The sequence below is a fragment of the Microbacterium sp. ARD31 genome, assembly GCF_031844425.1.
This window is the reverse complement of the sequence record NZ_JAUZVE010000036.1, coordinates 35,758-53,845: the sequence shown is the minus strand read 5'-3', so window position 1 is coordinate 53,845 and position 18,088 is coordinate 35,758. Positions and strand designations below refer to the sequence as shown.

Annotated in this window: 19 protein-coding genes; 4 read left to right on the top strand and 15 right to left on the bottom strand. The window is 71.1% G+C overall.

What is annotated here, in order from left to right:
• Positions 1-12: 12 nt before the first annotated feature.
• From Q9S36_RS39390 to infC, 6 genes are all read right to left on the bottom strand, one after another.
• Positions 13-882: a glutamate ABC transporter substrate-binding protein gene (locus Q9S36_RS39390; RefSeq protein WP_251449300.1), complete on the bottom strand. Its 870-nt coding sequence runs from the start codon at positions 880-882 to the stop codon at positions 13-15.
• Between the two features lie 81 nt (positions 883-963).
• Entirely contained in the window at positions 964-1,761 is a 798-nt protein-coding gene (locus Q9S36_RS39385) for an amino acid ABC transporter ATP-binding protein (protein WP_251449298.1), read from the bottom strand.
• 81 nt (positions 1,762-1,842) lie between these two features.
• A complete protein-coding gene (locus tag Q9S36_RS39380) occupies positions 1,843-2,646 on the bottom strand; it encodes an RNA methyltransferase (protein ID WP_311290207.1) in 804 nt (267 codons plus the stop codon).
• Positions 2,647-2,714: 68 nt separating this feature from the next.
• A complete protein-coding gene (gene rplT / locus Q9S36_RS39375) occupies positions 2,715-3,098 on the bottom strand; it encodes a 50S ribosomal protein L20 (RefSeq protein WP_251449294.1) in 384 nt (127 codons plus the stop codon).
• 29 nt (positions 3,099-3,127) lie between these two features.
• Complete coding sequence (rpmI, locus tag Q9S36_RS39370; protein ID WP_191718014.1) at positions 3,128-3,322, bottom strand: 50S ribosomal protein L35; 195 nt, start codon at positions 3,320-3,322, stop codon at positions 3,128-3,130.
• A 70-nt stretch (positions 3,323-3,392) separates the two neighbouring features.
• Positions 3,393-4,082 (bottom strand): translation initiation factor IF-3, encoded by a 690-nt coding sequence (gene infC, locus Q9S36_RS39365; RefSeq protein WP_311290206.1) that lies wholly within the window; start codon positions 4,080-4,082, stop codon positions 3,393-3,395.
• A 207-nt stretch (positions 4,083-4,289) separates the two neighbouring features.
• Between infC and Q9S36_RS39360 the strand changes: the two genes are divergently transcribed.
• Positions 4,290-4,700 (top strand): DUF1844 domain-containing protein, encoded by a 411-nt coding sequence (locus Q9S36_RS39360; protein WP_251451403.1) that lies wholly within the window; start codon positions 4,290-4,292, stop codon positions 4,698-4,700.
• Positions 4,701-4,731: 31 nt separating this feature from the next.
• Here the strand turns inward: Q9S36_RS39360 and Q9S36_RS39355 are convergent, their stop codons facing one another.
• The 6 genes from Q9S36_RS39355 to Q9S36_RS39330 are packed head-to-tail and all read right to left on the bottom strand — an operon-like array spanning position 4,732 to position 9,047.
• Complete coding sequence (locus tag Q9S36_RS39355) at positions 4,732-5,511, bottom strand: SseB family protein (RefSeq protein WP_311290205.1); 780 nt, start codon at positions 5,509-5,511, stop codon at positions 4,732-4,734.
• Positions 5,495-6,241, bottom strand: a complete 747-nt coding sequence (gene priA / locus Q9S36_RS39350; RefSeq protein WP_251449288.1) for a bifunctional 1-(5-phosphoribosyl)-5-((5-phosphoribosylamino)methylideneamino)imidazole-4-carboxamide isomerase/phosphoribosylanthranilate isomerase PriA — start codon at positions 6,239-6,241, stop codon at positions 5,495-5,497. The genes Q9S36_RS39355 and priA overlap by 17 nt, the downstream gene beginning before the upstream one ends.
• A gap of 55 nt (positions 6,242-6,296) precedes the next feature.
• Entirely contained in the window at positions 6,297-6,947 is a 651-nt protein-coding gene (gene hisH / locus Q9S36_RS39345; protein WP_311290204.1) for an imidazole glycerol phosphate synthase subunit HisH, read from the bottom strand.
• Complete coding sequence (gene hisB / locus Q9S36_RS39340; protein ID WP_311290203.1) at positions 6,944-7,552, bottom strand: imidazoleglycerol-phosphate dehydratase HisB; 609 nt, start codon at positions 7,550-7,552, stop codon at positions 6,944-6,946. Before hisB ends, hisH begins: the two co-directional genes overlap by 4 nt.
• Complete coding sequence (locus Q9S36_RS39335) at positions 7,549-8,634, bottom strand: histidinol-phosphate transaminase (protein ID WP_311290202.1); 1,086 nt, start codon at positions 8,632-8,634, stop codon at positions 7,549-7,551. The genes hisB and Q9S36_RS39335 overlap by 4 nt, the downstream gene beginning before the upstream one ends.
• Positions 8,635-8,678: 44 nt before the next feature.
• Positions 8,679-9,047: a LysM peptidoglycan-binding domain-containing protein gene (locus Q9S36_RS39330; RefSeq protein WP_311290201.1), complete on the bottom strand. Its 369-nt coding sequence runs from the start codon at positions 9,045-9,047 to the stop codon at positions 8,679-8,681.
• A gap of 251 nt (positions 9,048-9,298) precedes the next feature.
• Between Q9S36_RS39330 and lexA the strand changes: the two genes are divergently transcribed.
• Positions 9,299-9,973, top strand: coding sequence for a transcriptional repressor LexA (lexA, locus tag Q9S36_RS39325; RefSeq protein WP_251449280.1), 675 nt, complete (start codon positions 9,299-9,301; stop codon positions 9,971-9,973).
• 53 nt (positions 9,974-10,026) lie between these two features.
• Positions 10,027-11,049 (top strand): hypothetical protein, encoded by a 1,023-nt coding sequence (locus Q9S36_RS39320; RefSeq protein WP_311290200.1) that lies wholly within the window; start codon positions 10,027-10,029, stop codon positions 11,047-11,049.
• Here the strand turns inward: Q9S36_RS39320 and metE are convergent.
• A complete protein-coding gene (metE, locus tag Q9S36_RS39315) occupies positions 10,968-13,304 on the bottom strand; it encodes a 5-methyltetrahydropteroyltriglutamate--homocysteine S-methyltransferase (RefSeq protein WP_311290199.1) in 2,337 nt (778 codons plus the stop codon). The genes Q9S36_RS39320 and metE overlap by 82 nt on opposite strands.
• Positions 13,301-14,260, bottom strand: a complete 960-nt coding sequence (locus Q9S36_RS39310) for a methylenetetrahydrofolate reductase (protein ID WP_311290198.1) — start codon at positions 14,258-14,260, stop codon at positions 13,301-13,303. Before Q9S36_RS39310 ends, metE begins: the two co-directional genes overlap by 4 nt.
• Before the next feature lie 297 nt (positions 14,261-14,557).
• Here Q9S36_RS39310 and Q9S36_RS39305 point away from each other — a divergent pair, with 297 nt between their 5' ends.
• The gene (locus Q9S36_RS39305; protein WP_311290197.1) at positions 14,558-16,468 is read left to right on the top strand and encodes a prolyl oligopeptidase family serine peptidase; all 1,911 of its coding nucleotides are present in this window, start codon (positions 14,558-14,560) and stop codon (positions 16,466-16,468) included.
• 15 nt (positions 16,469-16,483) lie between these two features.
• Here the strand turns inward: Q9S36_RS39305 and hflX are convergent, their stop codons facing one another.
• Entirely contained in the window at positions 16,484-18,034 is a 1,551-nt protein-coding gene (gene hflX / locus Q9S36_RS39300) for a GTPase HflX (RefSeq protein WP_311290196.1), read from the bottom strand.
• Between the last annotated feature and the right edge of the window lie 54 nt (positions 18,035-18,088).

Genomic DNA, 18,088 nt, shown 5'->3' with positions numbered 1-18,088 from the left:
CGATCGGGTCGATCAGTAGCGGTCGGGCGCCGGCGGGTCGACGAACGGCAGGACCGTTCCCGCGGTGCTGTTCCACGCCTCTTCGTACCGGCCGTCCTCGTACGACTCCTCGAGCACGTCGTTGATCCACATGCGGAAGTCGGTGTCGTCCAGCGCGAGGCCGATGCCGTAGGGCTCCTCGGTGAACGGCTCGCCGGCGACCTTGAACTCGCCCTCGTTCTGCGCGGCGAGGCCGGCCAGGATGACGTTGTCGGTCGAGACGGCCACGACGGTGCCGTTGCGCAGCGGCTCGAGGCAGTTCGAGTACGTGTCGGTGAGGACCGGCTCGGCGCCGATCTCCTCGAGCATGGCGGCCGGCGTCGAGCCGGTCACCGAGCACACCGGCTGGCCGACGAGGTCGTCCTCGGTGGTGATGTCGTCGTTGTCCGCCAGGACGAGGATCGACTGACCGGCCATGTAGTACGGCCCCGCGAACGACACGACCTCCTTGCGCTCGTCGTTGATCGTGTAGGTCGCGATGACGATGTCGACCTGGCCGTTCTCGATGAAGGGCTCACGGTTGGCCGAGACCGTCTCGACCCACTCGATGTTGTCTTCGGAGATGCCGAGCTCGGAGGCGATGATCTTGCCGATCTCGACGTCGAAGCCCTCCGGGACGCCCGAGGGGCCCATAAGGCCGAACAGCGGCTGGTCGAACTTGGTGCCGATGGTGATGGTGCCCGCCTCATTGAGCTCCGCCATCGTGGTGCCCTCTTCGAAGCTGACGTCTTCGGGCTCGGGAGCGGCGTCGTCGCCCGGCGTGGTCGTGCCGCCGGCACATGCCGACAGTGCGAGCGCGCCGGCCGCGGCCAGCGCGATGAGGGGAAGTCTGGATCGCTTCATGTTCTCGTCCTTTGCTGTGGTGCGGGCCGCGCGTGGCGGCCACCTCCGGTTTCCCGTCGCTGATGGCGGCGGGGGTCTGGGTCAGTGCTCGAGGATCTTCGAGAGGAAGTCCTTGGCCCGATCACTCTGCGGGTCGGTGAAGAACTTCTCGGGGGTCGCCTCCTCGACGATGGCGCCGTCGGCCATGAAGAGCACGCGGTCGGCGGCCTTGCGGGCGAAGCCCATCTCGTGGGTGACGACGATCATCGTCATACCCTCCGACGCGAGGCCCACCATGACGTCCAGGACCTCGTTGATCATCTCCGGGTCGAGTGCGCTGGTGGGCTCGTCCATCAGGATCAGCTTCGGGTTCATCGCGAGCGAGCGGGCGATCGCCACTCGCTGCTGCTGTCCGCCCGAGAGCTGAGCGGGCATCTTGGACGCCTGATTGGCCACTCCCACGCGGTCCAGAAGCTGCATGGCCTTCTGATCGGCATCCTTCTTCTTCATCCCCCGCACGCGCATCGGCCCGAGGGTGACGTTCTCGAGGACGGACTTGTGGGCGAACAGGTTGAACGACTGGAACACCATGCCGACGTCCGCGCGCAGGCGTGCCAGGTCCTTCCCCTCGGCGGGGAGCGGCTGCCCGTCGATCGTGATGACGCCGGAGTCGATCGTCTCGAGCCGGTTGATCGCGCGGCACAGGGTGGACTTCCCCGATCCCGAGGGACCGATGACCACGACGACCTCACCGCGGTTGACCACGGTGTTGATGTCGCGCAGCACGTGCAGCTGGCCGAAGTGCTTGTCGACGTTCTCCACGACGACGAGGGGCTCGCCGCGACGGACGTTGATGTTCGAGGTGCGCGGCGAAGCCGCCGGGGCATCAGGAGTCGCCATGGGGTTCACCCTAGGACCGCGAGGCATGCCGCCGCAGGAGCCCACGCAACCCTTTACCGATCTGAAACAAACGGGGGCGGGTCAGATCCCGGCAGCGCGCTGGGCGAACGCGGTCTCGTACAGGCACACACTGGCCGCCGTCGCGAGGTTCAGCGACTCCGCCTTGCCGAAGATCGGCAGGCGCAGCGCGTCGTCGGCAAGGGCGAGCGCGTCTTCGTCGAGGCCTCGCGCCTCGTTGCCGAAAAGCCACGCGGTCGGCTCCGCCAGGCGGTCGCGGGCAGCGAGGAAGTCGCCGCCGCCCACGTCAGCGGCGATGACGCGCATGCCTGCGCCGTGCGCTCGCTCGATCGCGGTCGACAGCTCCACCCCGACGGCCACGGGCAGGTGGAAGAGCGAGCCGGTGGTGGCCCGCACCACCTTGGGGTTGTACGGGTCGACCGTCCGACCGGTCAGCACGACGGCGTCGGCCCCGGCCGCGTCGGCCGCGCGGATGATGGTGCCCAGATTGCCCGGGTCGCGGACCTCCTCGCAGATCGCGACGAGACGGGGCGATGCCGCGAAGACGTCACGGACGGAGGTCGGGGACTGGCGCGCCACCGCGACGATCCCCTGCGGTGTTACGGTGTCGGCCATGGCGTCGATGACCGCCTCGGCGGCGAACACGATCTCGATCCCCGCCTCGTCCGCCCCGGCACGGACGTCCGAGTGCCTCTCGAGCGCCGTCGGCGTCGCGTAGAGCTCGACCAGCGTGTCAGGGCGATACGCGAGGGCCTCGCGCGCGGATTGGGGGCCTTCGAGGAGGAACAGCCCCGTCTCCTGCCTGGCCGCCCGTTTGGTCAGCTTCGCGACGGCGCGCACGCGCGGGGACCGGGGGTTCTCGAGCACGCGACCAGTCTAGAGACACCGAAGGCGCCCTCCGTATGGAGGACGCCTTCAGTGAGGAGAACTGCGGGTCAGGCGCTCTTGGGAGCGTTGACGTTCTCGGGCAGCGCGTTCTTCGCGGTGGCGACCAGCGACGCGAACGTGGCCGGCTCGTTCACGGCGAGCTCGGCCAGCATTCGACGGTCCACCTGCACGCCGGCAAGACCCAGACCCTGGATGAAGCGGTTGTAGGTGAGGCCGTTCTGACGGCTCGCGGCGTTGATGCGCTGGATCCACAGACGACGGAAGTCGCCCTTGCGCTTGCGACGGTCGCGGTACGCGTAGACGAGCGAGTGGGTGACCTGCTCCTTCGCCTTGCGGTACAGGCGCGAACGCTGACCCCGGTAACCGGAGGCGCGCTCGAGGATGACGCGACGCTTCTTGTGGGCGTTGACAGCCCGCTTGACTCTAGCCATTTCTTCTGTTTCCTATCGTGCGTCGGCGCTCAGAGGCCGAGGAGCTTCTTGGCGACCTTCGCGTCACCGGGGGCCAGGACCTGCTCCTGGTTGAGGCGACGCGTGCGACGGCTCGACTTGCCCTCGAGGTTGTGCCGCATGTTGGCCTGCTGCTTCATCAGCTTGCCGCTTCCGGTGACCTTGAAGCGCTTCTTGGCGCCCGAGTGGGTCTTCTGCTTCGGCATCTCTTCTTCCTTCGTTTCACTTCCCGCCCAGGCGGGAGTCGGTGTCCCGCGGTGCGGGAGTTCGTGGGTCCTACTCGGCGGATGCCGGCTCGGACGTGGCTTGGGGCTCGTCGTCGGCGTCCGGGGCGCCGCTGCGGGCGGACCGCGCGGCTTCCTTGTTCGCTGCGCGCTGAGCGTTCTGCTCGGTCTTCACCTCGGACTTGTTCTTGTGCGGGGCGACCACCATCACCATGTTGCGGCCGTCGATCGTGGGGTTCGACTCCACCGTGCCGAACTCCGCGACGTCCTCGGCGAACTTGCGGAGCAGCCGCACGCCCTGCTCGGGACGCGACTGCTCGCGACCGCGGAACAGGATCATCGCCTTGACCTTGTCGCCGGCCTGCAGGAAGCCCTCGGCGCGCTTGAGCTTGGTGATGTAGTCGTGCGCCTCGATCTTCAGTCGGAACCGGACCTCCTTGAGGACCGTGTTCGCCTGATTGCGACGCGCTTCCTTGGCCTTCTGCGCAGCCTCGTACTTGAACTTCCCGTAGTCCATGATCTTGACCACGGGGGGCTTCGAGTTGGGGGCCACCTCGACGAGATCGAGGTCGGCCTCCTGGGCCAGGCGCAGCGCCACCTCGATGCGGACGACGCCGACCTGCTCACCCGCGGGTCCGACGAGGCGGACCTCGGGGACGCGGATGCGGTCGTTGGTGCGGGGATCGCTGATGCGGAACTCCTCTTTCATGCGGGTGATGACCACCGCGACACGGGCTTGCATCGCGAGTGGAAGAGGAGTCCATTCCACCCGCACGGCGATCGAGCGCCGGCTGCACCCTGGTCGACCCCGGCCGCAAGCGGTCGGGGCGGAGTGCGTGACCCGGTAGCCTGGAGCGGCAAGCGCGGGTGGGATGTGATCCTCTTTCGATTCCGAGACACATGGCCTCGGAGCCCGCCATAGTCTAGCAGAGAGCAGCACGTGGACACGATTCGGGATGCCGGCACCCCCTCGCACGACGAGCAAGGCCCACGCGACGCGTCGCGCGAGGCCCGGTGGGAGGAGCAGGAGCGCGCCGCCGCATCGGCCACGCGCGACATCGCCGACGTACCGGCGGTCGAGGTCATCACCACCACCGCCGTTCACCTGATGAGCGCTGCCGCAGTGAAGACCGGCCTCGCCGACGACCCCGCTCACCAGCTCGATCTGGACGAGGCGCGCAAGCTCATCAATGCCCTCGCGGGCCTCATCACCGCCGGAGCCCCGGAGATCAGCGACATGCACGCCCGTTCGCTGCGCGACGGACTCCGCTCCCTCCAGCTGGCCTTCCGCGAGGCATCCACGATCCCCGATCCGATCGGGAAGGGTCCCGGCGAGAAGTGGACCGGACCCGTCACCTGAGACGGACCGCCCCTGGCCGGCGTTGCCCCCTTCAGCGGCTGCGCACCAGCTTCACCGTCAGCGAGTCCACCAGCACGGCGATGCGGTCATCGGCCGCCCAGCGCTGAGCCAGCCGTGCGAGGACGGCGTCCAACGCGTCCTTCTCGAGGCCGTGGACGAGCTCCAGTCGCACGATGAGCTCCGGTCCGCGCAGCCGCGCGTCGGGGTCGCCGGCCTGCACCGCCAGGTCGAGCACCGCCAGCTCCGATCCGATGCTCTCCTGCAATCCGGCGTAGACCTCGGGAGACGTGAAGCTGGGCTCCCAGCGCTGGCCCTGGGCGATCGCCCAGACCGCGGGGCGGCGCAGCACGAACTCGGTGTCGCTGCCCGGGTCGACGACGATCAGATCGGTGTCGTCCTGCATCGCCGCAGCGGCCGTCCGCACACCCTCGGCGGGGATGGGCCGGGCGGTCGGATCCCACACGCCCATCGTCGCGACCGAGGTGAACACCGGCAGCACGCGGCGACCGTCGGGAGACGCGACGGTGACGATCGACAGCTCCTGCGTCTTGTCCACCGTCAGCCCACTGGGCGCGGTCCCCTCGTCGCCGCGTTCGGCCACGAGAGGAATCAGCAGGCGTGCCCGGCGGTACGCTTCGACGACCGACTCTTGGTCGCCGGACCCCTCGCGGAACGAGGTCAGCGCCGCCAGCAGCTCCGCGTCCGCCGAGCCGTCGTCGGACGCGTGGGGATTGCTCTGGAAACTCCGCCCCTCCCACGGCACACCCGCGGAGTCGGACGGACGCGAGTGCGGGTCAGTACCCGGCGACATCCAGCGCCTCGGCGAGCGTGAACGCGCCCGCGTACAGGGCCTTGCCCATGATGGCCCCCTCGACGCCCAGCGGCACGAGCTCGCGGAGCGCGGCGATGTCATCCAAGCTCGAGATCCCGCCCGAGGCGACGACGGGCTTGGGCGTGCGCGAGGTGACCTCGCGCAGCAGATCGAGGTTCGGGCCTTTCAACGTTCCGTCCTTGGTGACGTCGGTGACGACGTAGCGGCTGCACCCGGCCGCTTCCAGCCGCTGCAGGACGGTCCACAGGTCGCCGCCCTCCTGCGTCCAGCCCCGCGCGGCCAGCGTCGTGCCGCGAACATCCAGCCCCACGGCGATGACATCGCCGTAGCGCCCGATGACGTCGGCCGCCCACTCGGGGTTCTCGAGCGCGGCGGTACCCAGGTTGATGCGGGCGGCGCCCGATTCCAGGGCCGCCTCGAGCGAACGGTCATCGCGGATGCCGCCGGACAGCTCCACCTGAACGCCCTTGACCTGCTTGATGACCTTGCGCAGAAGGCCGGCGTTGCTGCCGCGACCGAACGCCGCGTCGAGGTCCACGAGGTGGATCCAGTCCGCCCCCTGCCGCGCCCATTCCAGAGCGGCGTCGACCGGGTCGCCGTAGTTGGTCTCGGTCCCCGCCTCTCCCTGAGTGAGGCGGACCGCCTTGCCTCCCGCGACGTCGACGGCGGGCAGCAGGGTCAGCATGGGCGTGGACGCGAAATCGTTCATGGCTCCTCGTGCGGGCAGGATCACGGGAGCGGACGCTCCCCGGGACGGCACGAACTCAGAGGGTAGCCCCGCTGAGCCCGTCGATCCAATTGGAGAGAAGTCGGATGCCGGCGTCGCCGGACTTCTCGGGATGGAACTGCGTCGCCGCGAGCGGTCCGTTCTCGACCGCGGCGAGGAATGGCTCTCCGTACCGACACCACGTCAGCACTGGCTCGGGGAAAGGCGGCTGGACCTCGAGGGTCCACTGCCTGGCCCCGTACGAGTGGACGAAGTAGAAGCGCTCGTCCTCGAGGCCCGCGAACAGCCGCGAGCCGGAGCCTGCCTCGACGGTGTTCCAGCCCATATGGGGCAGGACAGGCGCCTCGAGCTGCGTCACCGCCCCGGGCCACTCCCCCAGGCCTTCGGTGTCGACGCCGCCTTCCACGCCGTGCTCGAACAGCACCTGCATGCCGACGCAGATGCCGAGGACGGGGCGCCCGCCGGCCAGCCGGCGACCGATCAGCTCGTCGCCGCGGCTCGCGCGCAGCGCCGCCATGACCGCCTGGAACGCACCCACGCCCGGGACGACGAGACCGTCCGCGTCCATGATGAGCCGGCGGTCGGCCGTGAGCCGCGCGTCGGCCCCCGCGGCGGCGAGGGCCTTCACCGCGGAGTGTACGTTGCCCGAACCGTAGTCGAGGACCGCCACGAGCGGCTTCGAGGTCACAGAGCGCCCTTCGTGCTCGGGATGCCCTCGACCTGCGGATCGAAGGCCTTCGCCTGACGGAACGCCCGGGCGAACGCCTTGTACTCCGCTTCGGCGATGTGGTGGGGGTCGCGGCCGCCGAGGACGCGGACATGGACGGTCAGCGCCGCCTGGTACGAGATCGCCTCGAACGTGTGACGGACGAGGCTCCCGGTGAAGTGCCCGCCGATGAGGTGGTGCTCGAAGCCGTCGGGTTCGCCGGTGTGAACGAGGTACGGCCTGCCGCTGATGTCGACCACGGCCTGGGCGAGCGCCTCGTCGAGGGGCACCAGCGCGTCGCCGTAGCGGGAGATGCCCGCCTTGTCGCCCAGCGCTTCGCGGACCGCCTGCCCGAGCACGATCGAGATGTCCTCGACGGTGTGGTGCGCGTCGATGTGCGTGTCGCCCGAGGCCCGCACCGTGAGGTCGGTCAGCGAGTGCTTCGCGAACGCCGTCAGCAGGTGGTCGAAGAACGGGACGGAGGTGTCGATGCGGCTGCGGCCGGTGCCGTCCAGATCGAGGTCGAGCTCGACCGTCGACTCGCTCGTCGCGCGCCGGACGGACGCGGTGCGGTGCGCTGCGTTCATGAGCCCGAGTCTATCGACGCCAGCGCATCGAGGAATGCCGTCGTCTCGCTCTCGGTGCCCGCGGAGACCCGCAGGTGGTGAGGGATGCCGACGTCGCGGATGAGCACCCCCCGGTCGTAGAGTCGCCGCCACGTGTCGGCCGGGTCGTCGACGTCGCCGAACAGGACGAAGTTCGCCCACGACTCGTACGGCGCGTACCCCAGCGCTTCGAGTGTCGCCGAGATCCGGTCGCGCTGTTCGACGATCTCATCCACCATCCCGAGCATCGTCGGAGCGTGAGCCAGAGCGGCGACGGCTGCGGCCTGGGTGAGCGCGCTGAGGTGGTACGGCAGCCGCACCAGACGCAGCGCGTCGATGAGCGCGGGGTCGGCCGCGAGATACCCGACCCGAGCCCCGGCGAACGCGAACGCCTTGCTCATCGTCCGCGACACCACCAGTCGCTCACGGCCGGGCAGGAGAGTCAGGGCGGACTGCTGCTCGTGCGGTGCGAACTCGTGATAGGCCTCGTCGACGATCACGACGCCGGGCGTCGCGTCGTACACCGCCTCGATGACGTCGAGCGACATGGGGGTGCCCGTCGGGTTGTTCGGCGAGCACAGGAACACCACGTCCGGCAGCGCGTCCGCCACCTGCGCGGCGGCGCTGTCGGCGTCGAGCGTGAAGGAGGCCCCGCGCACCCCCTCGACCCACGCTGCGCCGGTCCCCCGTGTGAGCAGCGGGTACATGGAATAGGTCGGAGAGAAGCCGAACGCCGTCCGTCCCGGTCCGGCGAACGCCTGGAGCACATGCTGCAGGACTTCGTTCGAGCCGTTGGCCGCCCAGATCTGCTCGCGGGAGAGCCCGTGGCCGAGGTACTCGGCGAAGGCCTCGCGAAGCGGGGTGAACTCGCGATCGGGGTAGCGGTTCACGTCCCGCAACGCCCGCGCGATGCCGTCGAGGATGTCGTCGGCGACCTCCTGCGGAACGGGGTGGGTGTTCTCGTTCACGTTCAGAGCCACCGGCAGGGACGCCTGAGGCGCGCCGTACGGGGTCCGGCCGCGAAGATCGTCGCGAAGAGGGAGGTCGTCGAGTCGAGCGCTCATCCCCACCATGGTAGGGCCGCCCGGCCTTCCGTCCGCGACGCGGCTCAGCCGGCGGGAGCGTACTCGGCCGGGATCGCGAGCCGCTGCCCCGCCTGCAGCCCGACGCCGTTCAGGGCGTTCAGGCTGGAGATCGCGGCCACGACGTCGCGCGGGTCAGCCGACGGCGCGACCTCTTCTGCGATCGACCACAGCGAGTCACCCGGGTCCACGGTCACCGTCGCGAACGTTCCTGCAGGAGCGCCTTCTTCGCGACCCGCCAACGCGGACCCGCCCCCGATGATCGCGCCCGCCAGCACCGTCGCCGCAGGAACGGCCGCGAGGACGGCCAGGACGCGGCGTCCGCGCGTCGTCAGGCGCAGCCGGGTCTCGGGCACGCGGTCGGTCAGGGGGATGTCGATGCTCAGTGCGGTCATTTCTCCTCCAACGGGGAAGAGTTCGCATCCGTCGATCGGCCGGGACCGGCGGATGCGAACCTCTCTTCCGAAGCTATCTTCGATACAATCGGGTGTCAAGCGACGAATCGGCGATCCTTCCGTCGAAGCGACACGCGGGGCGTCCTGCCCTGTGCCGCCCGGCGAACCGGATACCGTTTCGATAGCGACAGCCCACCACGGGCCTCCGACATTCGAAGAGACGCAGCGGAATCAGGGCGAGAGGAGCCGACATGAGCGAGGCGACCGGGACAGGGCGGACCCGTCGGCGCAAGAGCCTGAGCGACAAGCAGATGGCGATCCTGGAGGTCATCCAGCGCTCCATCGGCAAGCACGGCTACCCGCCGAGCATGCGCGAGATCGGGGACGCCGTGGGCTTGAAGTCGCTGTCGAGCGTCACCCACCAGCTGAACCAGCTCGAGCTCAGCGGTTATCTCCGGCGCGACCCCGGAAAAACGCGCGCCATGGAGGTGCTGATCGACCTGCCCGGGTCGGCCGCCGAGAACCCTGCCGACTCCGCTCCGTCGGTCGGCGACGCGGCACTGGTGCCCCTCGTCGGCCGCATCGCCGCCGGCGTTCCCATCACCGCCGACCAGCAGGTCGAGGAGATCTTCCCCCTCCCCCGCCAGCTCGTCGGCAAGGGCGACCTGTTCATGCTGAAGGTGTCGGGCGAGTCGATGATCGACGCCGCGATCTGCGACGGCGACTGGGTGGTGGTGCGCTCCCAGGCCACCGCCGACAACGGCGACGTGGTTGCCGCGATGCTCGATGGCGAGGCGACGGTCAAGACGTTCCGTCAGCGCGACGGGCACACCTGGCTGCTGCCCCGCAACTCCGCGTTCGAGCCGATCCTCGGCGATGAGGCGGTCGTGCTGGGCAAGGTCGTCGCCGTGCTCCGCGCCGTCTGACGCCCGCCGCCGCGTGCGGCTAGGGTGGGCCCAGCAGCCGAGAGGAGCCCCGCATGACCCGGTTCCGGCGCGTGGTGTCCCTGGTCTGCGTCATCCTGATCGCACTCCTCGCCCCCGTGTCTATCGCCGCGAGCTGGGTGCGGGCGCAGCTGGTGGACGAAGACGCGTTCGTCGCCACTCTCGCACCGTTGGCGGACGACGCCGACGTGCGCGGACTCGTCGCCGATCGCACGTCGGAGGTGATCCTCGAGACCGCCGACGTCCAGGGCCTGACCGACGACCTCTTCGACGGGCTGCAGACACTGGACCTCCCCCGGCCGGCTCTCCGGGCGCTGGACCTGCTCCGCGAGCCCGCCGCGGTGGGGGCCACCCGGATGGTCGAGGATGCCGTCGCGCGAAGCATCGAGTCGGATGCCTTCCCTCGGGTGTGGAACGCGGCACTGGTCGCCAGTCACCGGGCCCTCGTCCTCACGGCGACAGCCGAGGGCGACGGGGCGCTCGCGATCGACGAGGAGGGGACGGTCAGCATCCGGCTCGGACCGGTGGTCGAGGCGGTCACCGAGCGCCTGGTCCGCGAGGGCGTCGCCCTCGCCCGCGTGATCCCCGCGACCGATCGATCCATCGTCGTGCTGCAGTCCGACGCGCTGCCCGCCATCCGCGCCGGCTACACCGTCGCCGTGGCCGCCGGGCTCTGGCTCCCCGTCCTCACGCTGGCTGTCGGCGCGGCGGCGGTGGCGATCGCCCCCGGGCGCGGCCGCGCCCTGCGCGACGTCGGCATCGCCGTCACGCTCGGCGCCCTCGTCCTCCTGGCGCTGCTGTCGGTCGGCGACGCGGCACTGGCGGGTCGGAGCGAAGCCGCCGCCCTCCCGCCAGCCGCCACCGACGCCCTCTACGACACGGTCGTCGCGGCGATGCGCGCCTCAGCCCTGTCCGTCGCGGTCATCGGGGTCGTCCTGGCCGCCGCGGGCGGGCTCGTGGCGGCCAGGACGAGGCGCTACACCGGGACCGACACCGACGCGCGCACCGAGCCGGCCGCGTCCACCATGTTGCGAAGCGACGCGACCGTCTCGTCGTAGCCGCGTGTCTTCAGCCCGCAGTCCGGATTCACCCAGATCTGCCGCAGCGGAAGCTCTCGCGCCGCACGCTCGAGCAGCGCGGTGATCTCACCGACGGACGGCACACGCGGGGAGTGGATGTCGTAGACCCCGGGACCGACGCCGTGAGCGAAGCCCGACTCGGCGATGTCGGTGATCACCGAGCCGCGGCTGCGGGCCGCCTCGATCGACGTCACATCGGCGTCGAGTCCCGCGATGGCGTCGATGACGACGTCGAACTCCGAGTAGCACAGGTGCGTGTGGATCTGGGTGCGCGGCGCGGCACCCGCCGTCGCCAGGCGGAACGAGGTCACCGACCACTCGAGATACGCCGCCTGGTCTGCGACCGCGAGCGGCAGCAGCTCCCGCAGCGCCGGCTCATCCACCTGGATGATCCCGATGCCGGCAGCCTCGAGATCGGCGATCTCATCGCGCAGGGCGAGTGCCACCTGATCGGCGGTCGCGCTCAGCGGCTGATCGTCGCGCACGAACGACCACGCCAGGATCGTCACCGGCCCCGTCAGCATCCCCTTGACCGGGCGCGGAGTGAGCGACTGGGCGAACGTCGCCCAGTCGACGGTGATGGGCGCGGGGCGCGAGACGTCGCCCCACAGGATGGAAGGCCGGGTGGCGCGCGACCCGTACGACTGCACCCACCCGTTGCGGGTGACCGCGAAACCGTCGAGGTGCTCGGCGAAGTACTGCACCATGTCGTTGCGCTCGGGCTCCCCGTGGACGAGGACGTCGAGCCCGAGCTCTTCCTGCAGCGCGATCACCCGGCGGATCTCGTCACGGAGGAAGCCCTCATACGCGGCCGTGTCGATCTCGCCGCGGACGTGCGCGGCCCGGGCGCGACGGATCTCGCCGGTCTGCGGGAACGAGCCGATCGTCGTCGTCGGAAGCGCGGGCAGCTCCAGCGCTGCGTCCTGCGCGGCGGCGCGCTCGGCGTCGTCGCCGCGGACGGCGTCCGCCGTCGAGAGCGCCGCCGTCCGCGCGCGCACGGCCGGGTCGGCCACGCCGGGTGCGCGGCGACGGTCGTCGAGCGCCTCGGATGCCGCGTCGAGCGCCGCCGCGATCGCGGCGGCGCCGCTGCGCAGACCGCGGGCGAGCGTGACCACCTGATCGACCTTCTGGTCGGCGAACGCGAGCCAGCTGCGCAGGCGCGGATCGAGGTCGGGCTCGTCGTCGACGTCGTGGGGAACGTGCTGGAGCGAGGTCGACGTGCCGGCTGCCACATGGGCGGCACCGAGTGCGCGTGCGGCGTCCAGCCGCTCCCATGCGCCGCGCAGGTCGCCGCGCCACACGTTGCGGCCGTCGACGACACCGGCGACGAGCACCTTGTCGGCCAGGCCGGCGTGAGCGTCGGGGGTTCCGCCGCGGTGCAGGTCGATCGCGATGCCCTCGACGTCCGAGCGCGACAGCGTCTCCCAGGCCGCGGCCGAGAGCGGACCGTATCCGGCGGCCACGAGGATGGCAGGACGGTCCTCACCCGCCGTCAAGGTCGCGTAGGCCCGCTCGGCTGCATCCGCCAGGGCGGCGGGGGCGGCCGGGAGGCTTTCGCTGACGAGCGCCGGTTCGTCGAGTTGCACCCACTCGGCGCCGGCCGCGCGCAGCGACGAGAGCAGACGGGCGTATACCGCGACGACGTCGTCCAGTCGCGACAGGGGGTCGAAGCCGTCGGGTGCGGCATCCGTCGCCTTCGCCAGCGCCAGGAGCGTGACCGGGCCGACGACCACGGGACGCACCGTCACGCCGTCGGCCACGGCCTCGGCGACCTGACGTGCGAACCGGTCGCTCGCGAGCGAGAACGTCGTCTCGGGGCCGATCTCGGGCACGAGGTAGTGGTAGTTGGTGTCGAACCACTTGGTCATCTCGAGCGGTGCGTGGGCGCCCTCGCCGCGGGCCGCCGCGAACAGTGCGCGCAGTCCGATGGCCCCGTCCGGCTCGCGCAGGTGGGCGAAGCGCTCGGGAAGCGCGCCGACCGTGAGGGCGGCGTCGAGCACCTGGTCGTAGTACGAGAAGGCCTCGGGGATCGACGAGTCGCCGCGCCCGAGTCCGCGCGTGGCGAGTCGGTCCCGCGTGGCGCGGCGCAGCTGCGCGGCGGTCTGCTCCAGCGCCGCCTCGTCGAGGGCTCCGGCCCAGTGCGCCTCGACGGCGCGCTTGAGCTCGCGGCGGCGTCCGATGCGGGGATAGCCGAGGATCGTGCCGGAGGCGAAGGCGGGCGTGGGTGCGGTCATCGTGCGTTCTCCTGGCTGAGGTGGTGGTCGAGGATGCCGACCTCGCGGAGCACCGCGAGGACCGTGTCGTGGGTGTTGAAGGCGTAGAGGTGGATGCCGGGCGCGCCGCCTTCCAGCACCTCGCGGGCCAGGCCCGCCGCGTGGGCGAGGCCGATCTCGCGCTGGGCGTCGGCGCGGGGCTCCACCTCGAGCGCCACGGCGAGCTCGCCGGGCAGCGCCTCGCCGGTCAGCTCGAGCACGCGTCGCAGCCGCTGCGGCGAGGTGATGGGCATGATGCCCGGCAGGATCGGGATCGTCACCCCCGCATCCCGCGAGCGCTGCACGAAGGCGAGGTAGTCGTCGGCGTGGAAGAACAGCTGAGTGATGGCGAGGGTGGCGCCGGCGGCCTGTTTGGCCAGCAGCGCATCGATGTGCTCGTTCGGATGCCGCGAGCGCGGGTGTCCGGTCGGGAATGCCGCGACGGCGATGTCGACCTTCGCCCCCCGCGCGACCCGTGCGGCTCCCGGGACTCCAGGGATCGGCGCCTCGGTGTACGGAGCCCGGGCCGCCTGCACACGGTCGATGAGCTGGACGAGCTGGGCAGCGGATTCCAGGTCGCCCAGGAACGCGTCCCCTTCGGCCATCCCCGCGGGCGGGTCGCCCCGCAGCGCGAGGAAGCTGGTGATTCCCGCATCCAGGAACTCGCGGATGAGCGCCGTCGCGTCGTCGTAGGTGCTGCCCACGCACGTCAGGTGGGCGAGGGGCTCGATGTCGGTGTTGCGCAGGATGTGCCGGAGGAGGTCGAGGGATCGCTCCGCGGTCGAGCCGCCGGCGCCGTACGTGACCGAGATGAAGCGCGGTCCCGCCGCCGCCAGATGCGCGATCGTCTCGTGCAGGGTGCGGGTGGCGGCGTCGGTGCGAGGCGGGTACACCTCGAACGAGAACGGGACCGGCGGCGCGGTGAGGTCGATCGACATGGCGAGCTCTTCGGTAGCGGGCGAGGGGGCCGGGCGGCCGCGGACGATCCGCCCCGGCAGAGCCGGAAGGGCGGTGTCATCGCGGGCGGGTGCCGGGCTCGGCTGTCGCTCCTGCCCGGTCCCGAGGGTTCGGGGACCGTCCGTGGGGACGACCGGGCGACGATGGCTCCACGCTAACGGAGCATCCGGGGGCGGTGAGGCGTATGACGGTCTGTTGCGTCCTCGGCCGGCGCCGCCCGCGAGCCGTCGGGATGCCGCGGGATGCCGCACGGTGACGACGCGGCGTAGCGTTGACGCATGCCGATCGCACTCCCCTACGGATCCTGGCCCTCGCCGATCTCGGCCGCCGACGTCGCGCAGGCGTCGCCGCGCCTCGAGGGCGCCCGCTTCGCCGGGGACGAGGTCTGGTGGGGCGAGACGGTCCCCTCCGAAGGCGGTCGCACGACCGTGCGGCGGCGGCGCGTCGACGGAACGACAGCCGAGCTGCTGCCGGCGCCGTGGAACGCCCGCTCCCGCGTGCACGAGTACGGCGGCGGCGCGTGGACGGCGGCCGGCGGCGAGCTCGTCTTCGTCGAGAAGACCGACCAGCGGGTGTGGGCGATGACACCCGGCGAGGCGCCGCGGGCCCTCACTCCAGCCGATCCCACCGCACGGTACGGCGGTCTGGTGTTCCAGGAGGACACGCTCCTCGCGGTGCGCGAAGTGCACACCGGCCACGGCGGGCCGCGCCGCCACATCGTCTCGATCCCGATGGACGGCACCGGTGAGGTCCGTGACCTCGTGGGCGACAGCGACTTCCTCGCCCAGCCGGCCCTCTCGCCGGGCGGCTCCCACCTGGCGTGGGTCGCGTGGGACCACCCCGCCATGCCCTGGGACCGCACGCAACTGCGGGTCGGCCGGCTCGCCGACGGGACGGTGTCGGAGTGGACGACCGCGGCCGGGGGCGCCACCGCCCCGTTGCAGCCGGCGTGGCTCGACGCCGAGGACCTCGTGTACGTCGACGATCCGACCGGCCGGTGGAATCTGCGCCGGCTCCGCCTCACCGCCGACCTCCTGTCCGAGGAGCTCGCCCCCGCCGACGCCGACACCGGCGGCCCGCTGTGGTCGCTCGGCATGCGGTGGCATGGGCTGCTCGATGACGGCCGCGTCGTCGCGGTGCGCACCGACGGGTCGGACGAGATCGTGGTCGTCGACCCGCGCGCCGGCACGACCGGCATCCTGGACACTCCCGTCGTGGCGGGCGCCAACATCGAAGACACCGCCGGAACGCGCGTCCTCGTCTCAGGCTCGAGCCGGTGGGCACCCTCGGGCCTGTGGGTGGTCGACGTCGACGCGCCCGAGCAGGCGGTCTCCGTGCGCGGCGACGAGACACCGTGGGGTGAGGAATGGATGCCGGTGCCCCGATCCGTCACCTACGCCGGCCCGCATGGCGACGTGCACGCGTTCGCCTACGCCCCGACGAACCCCGACGTGGTCGGCCCGGCGGACGAGCGACCGCCCTACGTGCTGTTCGTGCATGGCGGCCCGACCGGCCATGTGGGGGGCGGGCCGTCCGCGAAGATCGCGTACCTCACCAGCCGCGGAATCGGGGTCCTCGACGTCAACTACGGCGGCTCCAGCGGCTACGGCCGCGCCTACCGTGAGCGGCTGCTCGGTCAGTGGGGGGTCGTGGACGTCGACGACGTCGTCGCCGCCGCACGAGGGCTCGCGGCCGACGGCGCCGCCGACCCGGAACGCCTCGCGATCGCGGGAGGTTCGGCCGGAGGGTGGACGGTCCTGTGCGCTCTGTCACGATCGGATGCCTTCGCCGCGGGGATCAGCCGCTACGGGGTGGCCGATCTGCTGCGTCTCGCGGAGGACACGCACGATTTCGAAGCCCACTACCTCGACGGGATGGTCGGGCCCCTGCCGGAGGCGGAGGCCACGTACCGGGAGCGCTCGCCGCTGTCCCACCTGAGTGGCTTCACCACCCCGATGCTCATCGAGCAGGGGCTCGAGGACGAGGTGGTGCCGCCGTCGCAGTCCGAAGCGGTGCGCGACGCCCTCGCGGCCAACGGGGTGCCCCACGCGTACCTCGCGTTCGAGGGCGAGGGACACGGCTTCCGGCGAGCCGAGACGATCGTCGCGACGCTCGAGGCGGAGGTGTCGTTCCTCGGGCAGGTGCTGGGGTTCGCACCCGAGGGCATCACGCCGCTCGACCTGGAGTGAGCCGGCAACGCTCTGTCAGCGGAGGTAGTCGCCCAGGCGGGCCGCGAGGTGCTCCGACACGTGCGCGTGGATGGCGGTGCCCGTCTCCTCGTGCTCCTGCGAGACGATGATCCCCTGCTCGTGCACCGCAGAGACGAGGTCGCCGCGCTCGTACGGCACGAGTGCGTTCACCTCGACGGCCGGCATCGGCAGGGCCGCCTCGACCGCAGCCCTCAGCTCGGCCACGCCCTCACCGGTGCGCGACGACACGAACACCGCACGCGGCTCGAGTCCGCGCAGCAGCAGCCGCGTGTCGTCGTCGACGAGATCGGCCTTGTTGAAGACGACGATCTCGGGGATGTCGCGCGCGCCCACGTCGCCGATGACGTCGCGGACCGTCGCCAGCTGCGCAGCCGGATCCGGGTGCGAGCCGTCGACCACGTGGACGATGACGTCGGCCTGGCCGACCTCTTCGAGCGTCGATCGGAACGCCTCGACCAGCTGGTGCGGGAGGTTGCGCACGAAGCCGACCGTGTCGGTGAGGGTGAAGATGCGGCCGTCCTCGGTCTCGGTGCGCCGCACCGTCGCGTCGAGGGTGGCGAACAGAGCGTTCTCGACGAGGACGCCGGCGCTGGTGAGCCGGTTCAGCAGGCTGGACTTGCCCGCGTTGGTGTAACCGGCGATGGCGACCGACGGGATCGTGTTGCGCTTGCGCTCGGCGCGCTTGGCATCGCGGGCGGGTGCGAAATCGCGGATCTGACGGCGCAGCTGCGCCATGCGGGTGCGGATGCGGCGGCGGTCCAGCTCGATCTTCGTCTCACCGGGTCCGCGGGAGCCCATTCCCGCGCCGCCCGCACCGACCTGGCCACCGGCCTGACGGCTCATCGAGTCACCCCAGCCGCGCAGGCGCGGCAGGAGGTACTCCAGCTGCGCGAGCTCGACCTGGGCCTTGCCCTCGCGGCTCTTGGCGTGCTGGCTGAAGATGTCGAGGATGACCGTGGTGCGGTCGATGACCTTCACCTTCACGACGTCCTCCAGAGCACGGCGCTGGCTGGGGGCCAGCTCGGTGTCGGCGATCACGGTGTCGGCGCCGACGGCGGCGACGATGTCGCGCAGCTCTTCGGCCTTCCCGCGGCCGACGTAGGTGGCGGGGTCGGGGTGGGGCCGCCGCTGCAGCACGCCGTCGAGCACCACCGCTCCTGCGGTCTCGGACAGCGCGGCGAGCTCGCGCAGCGAGTTCTCGGCGTCCTCCTGCGCACCCTGGGGGTGCACGCCGACGAGCACGACGTTCTCGAGCCGCAGCTGCCGGTACTCGACCTCGGTGACGTCCTCGAGTTCGGTGGAGAGACCGGGAACGCGGCGCAGCGCCGCTCGCTCCTCACGGTCCCATTGCTCGCCGTCGGAGTCGCCGGCACCGATGGTCGCGGCATCCTGCAGCGCCTGCGCCGCGCCCATGCCGCGGTCGGACCCGCGCTCGGTGAACGTGCTGACGCGCCGTTCCGATCGCGCCTGGGCGCGTGAGAGCACGCGATCCACCGGGTCCACCGGCGTCTCGTCGGTGCTTCCCGGAGTGGTCGTGTCGGTCATGTGTTCCTTTCACCGGCGCCGCGCCCGGCGTGCGCCGGGTGAAGCATCCGTAAA